Annotated in this window: 8 protein-coding genes; 5 read left to right on the forward strand and 3 right to left on the reverse strand. The window is 74.9% G+C overall.

Features of this window, described 5'->3' with window-relative positions; translation table 11 throughout:
- Positions 1-314: 314 nt before the first annotated feature.
- The 3 genes from ACFUK0_RS38240 (at position 315) to ACFUK0_RS38250 (ending at position 3,812) form a co-directional block, all read left to right on the forward strand.
- The gene (locus ACFUK0_RS38240; RefSeq protein WP_380258354.1) at positions 315-1,640 is read left to right on the forward strand and encodes a DUF1254 domain-containing protein; all 1,326 of its coding nucleotides are present in this window, start codon (positions 315-317) and stop codon (positions 1,638-1,640) included.
- 88 nt (positions 1,641-1,728) lie between these two features.
- Positions 1,729-3,063 carry a DUF1254 domain-containing protein gene (locus ACFUK0_RS38245; RefSeq protein ID WP_380258356.1) on the forward strand — a complete coding sequence of 445 codons (1,335 nt, stop codon included), beginning with the start codon at positions 1,729-1,731 and terminating at the stop codon, positions 3,061-3,063.
- Between the two features lie 77 nt (positions 3,064-3,140).
- The gene (locus ACFUK0_RS38250; protein WP_380258358.1) at positions 3,141-3,812 is read left to right on the forward strand and encodes a GAP family protein; all 672 of its coding nucleotides are present in this window, start codon (positions 3,141-3,143) and stop codon (positions 3,810-3,812) included.
- Between the two features lie 51 nt (positions 3,813-3,863).
- Here ACFUK0_RS38250 and ACFUK0_RS38255 read toward each other — a convergent pair whose 3' ends face one another.
- Genes ACFUK0_RS38255 through ACFUK0_RS38265 form a run of 3 tightly spaced genes read right to left on the reverse strand, consistent with a single transcriptional unit; the run spans position 3,864 to position 6,771 of the window.
- A complete protein-coding gene (locus ACFUK0_RS38255) occupies positions 3,864-4,274 on the reverse strand; it encodes a VOC family protein (RefSeq protein ID WP_380258360.1) in 411 nt (136 codons plus the stop codon).
- 48 nt (positions 4,275-4,322) lie between these two features.
- Positions 4,323-4,751, reverse strand: a complete 429-nt coding sequence (locus ACFUK0_RS38260) for a helix-turn-helix domain-containing protein (RefSeq protein WP_380258362.1) — start codon at positions 4,749-4,751, stop codon at positions 4,323-4,325.
- Positions 4,752-4,782: 31 nt separating this feature from the next.
- Positions 4,783-6,771, reverse strand: coding sequence for a sigma-70 family RNA polymerase sigma factor (locus tag ACFUK0_RS38265; protein WP_380258364.1), 1,989 nt, complete (start codon positions 6,769-6,771; stop codon positions 4,783-4,785).
- A gap of 146 nt (positions 6,772-6,917) precedes the next feature.
- Between ACFUK0_RS38265 and radA the strand changes: the two genes are divergently transcribed.
- Positions 6,918-8,444, forward strand: coding sequence for a DNA repair protein RadA (gene radA, locus ACFUK0_RS38270; protein WP_380258366.1), 1,527 nt, complete (start codon positions 6,918-6,920; stop codon positions 8,442-8,444).
- Between the two features lie 132 nt (positions 8,445-8,576).
- Complete coding sequence (gene disA / locus ACFUK0_RS38275; RefSeq protein ID WP_380258368.1) at positions 8,577-9,683, forward strand: DNA integrity scanning diadenylate cyclase DisA; 1,107 nt, start codon at positions 8,577-8,579, stop codon at positions 9,681-9,683.
- The last annotated feature ends 66 nt before the right edge of the window (positions 9,684-9,749 follow it).

The following is a 9,749-nucleotide window of genomic DNA, read 5'->3' on the forward strand; positions in this document are numbered from 1 at the left end:
GGCCACCGGCCGCCGCCGTACCCCGGCTCGCGTGCCGCCGCTCAGCCGCTGCTATTTCGCGGGGCCGATGCCGACCATCGCCCCGCCGGGGCGCCCCTTGCGTCCCGGCTCGTCGGTGTCCGTGCCGGGGCCGCGCTCCCGGAGCCGGGCCCAGGTGTCCCGCGCGGTGTCGGCGACGGGCCGGCAGCGCAGCCCGGCGGCGGGTGACGCGACTCGTCCGGGCCGAGGAGGTGCTGATCCATTCGGAGGCACATAGCATCCCCTGTGTACGGCTTTGTCCTGGTTCGAGCGTCGCGCGGGGAGAGATCGTCAGCATGGGAAATCCGGCACTGGTCGACCCGGACACCGTCCGCCCGACGGCCGCGGAGGCCTGGATCTGGGGCTACCCGCTCCTGGAGAACTACCGCACCATGTACCCGCAGGCCGTCGACGACGCGGACCCCCGCCACGTCGGCGGCTTCGGCGTGTTCCGGCACTACCCGCAGCCCTCCACGCCCGCCAACACGGACGTGGTGACGCCGAACAACGACACCCCGTACTCCTGGGCCTGGCTCGACCTGCGGGCCGAGCCCTGGGTCGTCTCGGTGCCCGCCGAGGACCGCTACTACGTGATCCCGCTGCACGAGCTGGACACCGTGTACGCCGGCTTCGTCGGGGCCCGCACCACCGGACGGGAGGCGGGTGACCACCTGGTGGCCGGCCCCGGCTGGCAGGGCGAGGTGCCGGAAGGCGTCGCCGGGGTGATCCGGACCGCCACCCAGCTGGTCGGCATCCTCGGCCGGACCTACCTCGCCGGTACCTCCCCCGAGGCCGTCGAGGAGCTGAAGGCCGTCCAGCAGCAGTACCGCCTGCGGCCGTTGCACGAGTACGCCGGCACCCCGGCCCCGCCGCCCGCGCCGCAGCCCGTCTGGCCGGTCTGGCGCGACGAGGTCACGGACACCGTCGAGTTCTTCGGCTTCCTGGACTTCCTGCTCGGTTTCTTCCCCGTCCTGCCCGCCGAGGCGGACCTGCGGCGCCGGCTCGCCGCCCTGGGCATCGACGGCCGCGGCGAGTTCGAGCCCGCCGCGCTGCCCGTCGAGGTGCGTACCGAGATCGAGCGCGGGATCGCCGACGGCCGCGCCCGGCTGGAGGAGGCCGCCGCCGGGATCAGCAACGCCGTGGACTTCTTCGGCACCCGGGAGCAGATCGGCGACGACTACCTCGACCGGGCGATCGGCGCGAAGAAGGGCCTCTACGGGCTGCCCGCCGAGGAGGCCTGGTACGGCGGCTGGCTGGTCGACAGCGAGGGCAACCGGCCGCCGAACGCGGGTGAGCGCGACTACGTGCTGCGCTTCGCGCCGGACGGGCTGCCGCCTGCCGAGTTCTTCTGGTCGGCCACCATGTACGGGCTCCCGGACCGCCTGCTGGTCGACAACCCGATCGGCCGGTACTCGATCGGCGACCGCACCCCCGGCCTGCTCCGCGACCCCGACGGCGGCCTCAGCCTGTACGTGCAGGCCAAGCGGCCGGCGAACCCCGCGCAGAGCGCGAACTGGCTGCCCGCGCCGGACGGCCCGTTCACCCTCGTCATCCGGCTGTACGGGCCGGACCGGTCGGTCCTGACCGGCGAGTGGAACCTCCCGCCGCTGACCCCGCACTGACCCCGCGCCGACCGCCTCCAGCCGCGCCCTCCCGCCTCGCCCACCTGCCGCTCCGCCGACCCGTCGGCTCCGCCCGGAAGGACTCCGCATGCCCCAGCCCGCGATCGAGGCCCTCGCCGCCGACGCCTACATCTACGGGTACCCGCTTGTCGCCGACCTCTCGATGGTCGACCACGTCGGCTCGAAGGGGCTGGGGAGCCTCGCGCCCGCGCCGTTCAACCGGTTCGGCCACGCGACGGCCCTGGCCGAACCGGCGGACGAGTTCGTCTCGGTGAACAACGACACCGTCTACTCGATCGCCCAGCTGGACCTCTCCGAGGGCCCGCAGCTGCTGCACGTCCCGGACACCGGCGGCCAGTACCACGTGCTCCAGTTCGTCGACGCCTGGAGCAACAACTTCGCCTACATCGGCCGCCGGGCCACCGGCACGGCCGAACAGACCTGGCTGATCACCGCACCCGGCTGGCACGGCACGCCCCCGGACGGCGTCCGGGTGATCACCTCGCCGACCACGATCGCCACCGTGGTCGGCCGCAACGCCTGCGACGGCCCCGCTGACCTCCCCCGGATCCGGGCGCTCCAGGAACAGCTGACGATCAGCCCGCTGGAGCCCGGCGGCGTACCGGCCGGCCTGCCGGAGCCGGACGCCTCCGTACCCGGGGAACTCGCGTTCTTCGAGCGGCTGCGGGTCTGGCTGGCGGCCTTCCCGCCCGCCGGGCCGGACATCGAGTACCAGCAGCGCTTCTCCCCGCTCGGACTGCTCGACAGCGGGCCCTCGCCCTACCTCGGCGCCGCACCCGAATGGACCGCCGCGCTGGTCAGGGGCCTGACGGCGGGCAAGCAGCGGGTGGAGGAGGCGACCCGCCCGGCCGAGGGCACGCCGAGCGGCGACTGGAGCGCCAACCTGCACATGTTCGACTACAACCTCGACTTCCTCGGCCCCGGCACCCTCGACGAGCCGCGGTGGCGGATCGCCGACCGCCGCGCCGCGTACCTGACCCGCTCGGCGGCGGCGCGGGCCGGCCTCTGGGGCAACCACGCCTACGAGGCGGTGTACGCGACCGCGTACCAGGACGTGGAGGGCCGGCAACTGAACGGCGCGCACGCGTACACGCTGCGGTTCGACGCGCCGCCGCCGGTGGACGCGTTCTGGTCCGTCACCATGTACAGCCTGCCGGACTACTATCTGGCCGAGAACCCGATCGGCCGGTACTCGGTCGGCGACCGCACCCCCGGGCTGGTGTACGGGGCGGACGGCTCGCTGACGCTCGTCCTGCAGCGTGAGCGGCCGGCCGGCGACGCGGAGGCGGCGAACTGGCTGCCCACCCCCGCCGGGGACTTCCGGCCGATGATCCGGCTCTACCAGCCGCAGGCGGCCGTGCTCGACGGCTCGTACCGCCTGCCGCCGATCCTGCCGCGCTGACCTGCCCGGTGGCCTCCCGGTGGCCCTGCGCACCGACGGCCGTGCCGGTGGAGGAGTCCGAGAAGAGGAGTCCGAGAATGGGTGACGCGATCGGCCAGATGCTGGCCTCCGCGGTCGGTATCGCCATCAGCCCGCTGCCGCTGATCGCGGTGATCCTGATGCTGGCCACGCCGAAGGGGCGGGCCAACGGCATGGCCTTCACCGCCGGCTGGGTGCTCGCCCTGGCGGCGGTCACCACGGTGGTGGTGCTGGCGGGGTCGGGCCTGGACACCGAGGCGTCCAAGCCCGACTGGTCGTACTGGCTGAAACTGGCGCTGGGCGTGCTGTTCCTGCTGATGGGCGCCAGGCAGTGGAAGGACCGCCCGCGCGAGGGGCACGTCAGCAGCCCGCCGAAGTGGATGCAGGCGATCGACCGCTTCACCCCCGCCAAGGCGGCCGGGCTCGCCGTCGCCCTGGTGGCGGCCAACCCGAAGAACCTGGTGCTGGCCGTCGGCGGCGCGGTGTCGATCGCGACGAGCACGGCCACCGCCGGCGGCAAGGCGGTGGCCGTGGTGCTGATGGTTCTGGTGGGGTCACTGTGTGCGCTGCTGCCGCTCGGCGTGTACGTCTTCGGCGGAGCCAGGTCGGCCAGGGTGCTGGGGGAGTGGAAGGCCTGGATGTCTGCCCACAACTCCGCGGTCATGATGGTCGTCCTGGTCGTCCTCGGCGCCAAGTACGTCGGTGACGCGATCTCCGGCCTGACGGCCTGACGGCCTGACGGCCTGACGCCGGGCCGCCGGGCCACCGGGTCGGAGGAGCCCTCAGTCCTTGGGCTGGGTGAAGCGGATGCGGTTGCCGAAGGGGTCGCGCAGGCCGCAGTCGATGCCGTAGGGGCGCTCGGTGGGCTCCTCGGTGAACTCGACGCCCAGGGCCAGCAGCGTCTCGTACGTCTTGTGGCAGTCCTCCGTGGTGAAGATGAGCCAGCCGCCCGTCGCGCCCTTGGTCACCAGGTCGCGGACCTGCTCGGCGGTCTCCTCGGACATCGCCGGGGGGCCGGGCTTCTCCAGCATGATCTGGCGCTCGGGGTGGCCGGGGACGCTGACGGTCAGCCAGCGCATGAAGCCCATGTCGACGTCGGCGGCGACCTCCAGGCCGAGCTTGCCGACGTAGAAGTCGAGGGCTTCGTCCTGGTCCAGGACGTACAGCTGCGAGTGCGTGATGGCGTTGAACATGTTCCTCACGCTAGTGGGCGGGCCGGCCGGAAACTTATCCAGAACTGCTCAGCCGGCGGACGTGCCGGACCGCCCCGGCGGCAGCCCGTCGCCCGGGCGCGTCCACGCCATCGTGAAGCACGTCGGCACGCCCGTGGCCCCCGCCTCCCGGCGGTACGTCCGCGGTGACCGGCCGACGATGTCGCGGAACGTCCGGCTGAAGGTCCCCGGGCTGCCGAAGCCGACCTCGAAGCAGATGTCCGTCACGCTGCGCCCGCTCTCCCGCAGCAGGAACATCGCCCGCTCGACCCGGCGGCGCTGCAGGTAGCGGTGCGGCGTCTCGCCGAACGTCGCCCGGAAGGTGCGGCTGAAGTGGGCCGGGGAGACATGGGCGATCCGGGCCAGCGCCGGGACGTCCAGCGGTTGCGCGTAGGCGCGGTCCATCGCGTCCCGGGCCCGGAGCAGGCGGCGGTTCGTCTCTTCGGTGGCGCGGCTCACCCGGCCATCACACCACGGCCCGCCGCCCGGGCTACTGCGGGCCGCCCGCCGGACCGGGCGGCGCGGTGGGCGGGGCGGACGCCGACGGTGCTGCGGTGGGCGCCGAGGACGGGGCGGGAGCACCGGGCGTCGCCGTGGGCGCGGGCGTCGCCGCGGGGTCGGGAGGCGGCGTGCCGGCCGGCGAGGAGGACGGCGGGGCGGACGGTGTGCCGCTCGCGGTGGCGGACGGCGCGGGGCTCGCCGGGGGCGCGGTGGCCGGGACGGACGGGTCGGCGGGCGCCGGGGTGGCGCCGCCGCGCTGCTGCGGGCCGCCCTCCAGGGTGACCACGGCCTGGGACGGCGGCAGGGCGATCCGGGCCGTCCAGGCGGTGCCCGGGGCCCGCTCCTCGTCGACGGTCACGGTGACGGTGATCCGCCGGCCGGGTTCGAGCGTCCCGGAGTCGCGGCTGAGGCGGAGCCAGTCCGCGTCCAGCACGGCGTGCCAGTGGATGTCCGTCCCGCCCGAGTTGGTCATCGTGATCACGGTGCGGCTGCCGTACTCGGCCGCCTCCACCGTGAGCAGGCCGGCCGGCGCCGGGGCCCCGGCCGCCGGGGCGGCGTCGGGGACGGCGACCGGCAGCGGGGCCGGGACGGGCACCGAGTGCAGTGCCGGGCCCGCGATCGGGGACGCGCCGAGGGCCGGCACCGGTACCGCGGGGCCCTGGATCCGAGGGAACAACGTTTCTGCGGGGACGGCTCCCGCCAGCTCCAGCCCGCCGGCGGCCCCCTGGCCGGGGCCGGGCCAGGCGCCCTCCCCGGTGCTCGTGGCCGTCGCCGGCGCCGCCGCCGGGCCGTCCGGGTGCCGGCCGTCGCGCGGGCCGCCGTCGCCGTCGACCCGGACGGAGGAGACCGTGGCGGCGGCGCCCGGCCCCCCGCCGCCCTGGTGCCCCGCCCACAGGGTGATCACCGGGGCGGCCAGCACCGCGGCGAGGACGCCCGTGGTCAGCACCCGCTGGCGGACCGCCACCGCCCGGCCGGGACCGGCCGCCCGGTGCCGGGGGAAGCCGCGCTGGTCGAAGCGCAGGCCCGGCTCGTCCGCCGGCGGGCGCCCCAGCCGGGCGGCCGCCCGCCGGCCCGCGGCCGCCCCGGCCAGGAAGGCGGCCCCGCCCGGCCCCGCGCCGCCCGGCCCGGACCTGGCCGGCGCGGACCTCGCCGGCCCGGAGCGCGCCGACCTGCCCGGCGGGCCACCCTCGGCGCCGCCGTGCCGCGAGGGGCCGCCCGCACCCGCCGGCCGGGCGGCGCCCCGGTCGGCGGCCGACCGGGCCTGTTCGGGCGCGCGGAGCACGGGCAGGCCCGGCAGGCCCGTCAGCCCCGTACCGACCTCGCCGGCCACCCGCTCCGCCGTACCCCGGCAGGTCGGGCAGTCGACCACGTGCTGCACCAGCTCGCGGCGCAGGGCCGGACCGAGCACCCAGCCGCGCCAGCTGCCCGCGCCCGCCCCGCCGAGCCGGTGCAGCTCCGGGCAGCTGCCCACGCCGAGCACCAGCAGGGCGGCCCGCGTCCGCCCGACCTCCGCGCCCGCCGAGGCGAGCAGCGCCCGGGCGGTGTCGGCCGGCACGCCGAGGACGGCGGCCACCTCGATCGGGCTGAGCCGGTGGCGGACGGAGAGCTCCAGGGCCTCGCGCTGCTCCGGGTCCGTCCCGGCGGCCTCGGGCCAGGCGAGCGAGGCCAGCTCCTGGCGGCGCCGTGCGGCGGCGGCCCGGTCGGCCGGGGCGGCGTCCGCGGGCGGCGGTGTGCCCGGCCCGCGGTCGAGCCGGTGCAGGCAGCTGTACCGGGCGAGCGAGTAGAGCCAGGCCCGGACCAGCCCCGGCTCGGCCAGCCGCCCGCCGTGCCGCAGCGCCAGCTCGCCGACCTCCCGGACGGCGGCGGCCGCCGCCTCGTGCTCGCACAGCACCGAGAGGCAGTAGGTGAACAGCCCGTCCAGCTGTCGGTCGTAGGCCGCGAGGACGGTGTTGCGGGGCCTTTCCACACTCGTAGTCACCTACCTGACGGTAGACACCGGCGGGGTTCGGTCCGGGGTATTCCGCCCCCCTGTACTTCTTTCGGGTAACAACACGACCGGTCAGCGTGCCCTTCGCCGGGGCCGCCCGTCCGGGACTGTCGGTGGCAGCCGCTACGGTGGGCCGCATGGCAGCCCGTACCAAGACCACCGCGAAGCCGCGCCCGGCCTACCGCTGCACGGAGTGCGGCAACCAACTCCCGAAGTGGGTCGGCCGCTGCCCGGAGTGCAACGCCTGGGGCACGGTCGAGGAGTACGGCGCCGTCCCGATCCGCACCACGGCCGCCGGGCCGGTCAGCGCGCCCGCGCGGCCGATCGGCCAGGTCGACGGCCAGGTCGCCACCGCCCGGACGACCGGCGTGCCCGAGCTCGACCGGGTGCTCGGCGGCGGGATCGTGCCCGGTGCGGTGGTGCTGCTGGCCGGCGAGCCCGGTGTCGGCAAGTCGACCCTGCTGCTGGACGTCGCCGCCAAGGCCGCCAGTGACCAGCACCGCACCCTGTACGTCACCGGCGAGGAGTCGGCCGGCCAGGTGCGGCTGCGCGCCGACCGGATCAACGCGCTCTCCGACCACCTCTACCTCGCCGCCGAGTCCGACCTCGGCGCGGTGCTCGGCCACATCGACCAGGTCAACCCCGGGCTGCTGATCCTCGACTCGGTGCAGACCATCGCCTCCGCCGAGCTGGACGGGGCGCCCGGCGGCCCGTCCCAGGTCCGCGAGGTGGCGGGGGCGCTGATCCGGGTCTCCAAGGAGCGCGGCATGGCCACCCTGCTGGTCGGCCACGTCACCAAGGACGGCTCGATCGCGGGCCCGCGCCTGCTGGAGCACCTGGTCGACGTGGTGCTGAGCTTCGAGGGCGACCGGCACGCCCGGCTGCGCATCATCCGCGGGATCAAGAACCGGTACGGCGCCACCGACGAGGTGGGCTGCTTCGAGCTGCACGACGAGGGCATCGTCGGGCTGGCGGATCCGTCCGGCCTCTTCCTGACCCGCCGTGACAAGCCGGTGCCCGGCACCTGCCTCACCGTCACGCTGGAGGGCCGCCGTCCGCTGGTCGCCGAGGTGCAGGCGCTGATGGTGGATTCGCAGATCCCCTCGCCCCGGCGCACCACCTCGGGCCTGGAGTCGCCGCGGATCGCGATGATCCTCGCCGTGGTCGAGCGGCACGGCGGCGTGAAGCTCGGCAAGCAGGACATCTACACCGCGACGGTCGGCGGGGTGAAGCTCAGCGAGCCGTCCGCCGACCTGGCGATCGCGCTCGCGGTCGCCAGCTCCTCCTCCGACACCCCGCTGCCCAGCAACCTGGTGGCGATCGGCGAGGTCGGCCTGGCGGGCGAGGTCCGCCGGGTGACGGGCGTGCAGCGCCGCCTGGCGGAGGCTCACCGGCTGGGGTTCACCCACGCCCTCGTCCCGCCGGACCCGGGCAAGGTGCCGCGCGGCATGAAGGTGGTCGAGGTCGCCGACATCGGCGAGGCCCTGCTCGCCATCCCCGGCCGCCGCCGGGCGTCCGCGAAATCGCGGACCGCGGCTCCGGCCGAGACGCCGCCCGCGCCCCGCTCGGCACCCCGGTCCGCGGCCCGCCCGGCACCCGTCGCGGCCTACCCCGAGGAGCTGATGGAGGGCTGGGAACCGGTCGACTCCGACGAAGTGGGCTGACCCCGGCCCTGTTAATGCCGCATCCAGTTAGACTTTCCCCTGTCTAATTGGCAATACGGCAGTAATAAGCGACAGACCGTAGGCCGGCGCACCGCGTGAGGTGCGCGGCACGGGGTCGACCGGAGGAGTCACGTGGCAGCCAGCGACCGGGTGGACAAGTCCCCCCGTGAGGAGGCCCTGTTGCGGGCTTCCCTCAGTGCCATCGCTCCTGGGACGGGGTTGCGCGACGGCCTGGAGCGGGTGCTGCGGGCCAACACCGGCGGGCTGATCGTGCTCGGGTTCGACAAGACCGTCGAGTCCGTGTGCACCGGCGGTTTCGTCCTGGACGTCGAGTTCTCGGCGACCAGGTTGCGCGAGCTGTGCAAGCTCGACGGCGCGGTGGTGCTCGACAAGGACATCACCAAGATCGTCCGAGCCGGTGTCCACCTGATGCCGGACTCCACCATCCCCACCGACGAGACCGGCACCCGCCACCGCACCGCGGAGCGCGTCAACAAGCAGACCGGGTTCCCGGTCGTCGCGGTCTCGCACTCGATGCGGCTGATCGCGATGTACGTCAACGGCACCCGGCGCGTCCTGGAGGACTCGACGACCGTGCTGTCCCGTGCCAACCAGGCACTGGCCACCCTGGAGCGCTACAAGCTCCGCCTGGACGAGGTGGCCGGCACGCTCTCCGCCCTGGAGATCGAGGACCTGGTCACCGTCCGGGACGTCACCGCCGTCGCCCAGCGGCTGGAGATGGTCCGGCTGATCGCCACCGAGATCGCCGGGTACGTGCTGGAGCTCGGCACCGACGGCCGGCTGCTCTCGCTCCAGCTCGACGAGCTGATCCAGGGCGTCGAGCCCGAGCGGGAGCTGGTCGCCCGGGACTACTTCCCCGAGCGGGCGGCCAAGCGCGGCCGGACGGTCCCCGAGGTGCTCACCGACCTCGAAGCGCTCACCCACGCCGAACTGCTCGACCTGCAGACCGTCGCCAAGGCGCTCGGCTACTCCGGGTCGCCGGAGTCGCTGGACTCCGCGGTCTCCCCGCGCGGCTACCGCCTGCTGGCCAAGATCCCGCGCCTGCCGAACACCGTGATGGAGCGGCTGGTGGAGCACTTCGGCGGGTTGCAGAAGCTGCTGGCCGCCAGCATCGACGACCTGCAGACGGTCGAGGGCGTCGGCGAGACCCGGGCCCGCTCGGTCCGCGAGGGGCTGTCGCGGCTCGCCGAGTCGTCCATTCTGGAGCGCTACGTCTGAGAGTCCGCGACCAGCGGTCGGACGTGCGAAGGCCGGAGGGCCCGGGGATCCGTCCCCGGGCCCTCC

This window comes from Kitasatospora sp. NPDC057223 (assembly GCF_042669755.1).
Taxonomy (GTDB): Bacteria; Actinomycetota; Actinomycetes; order Streptomycetales; family Streptomycetaceae; genus Kitasatospora.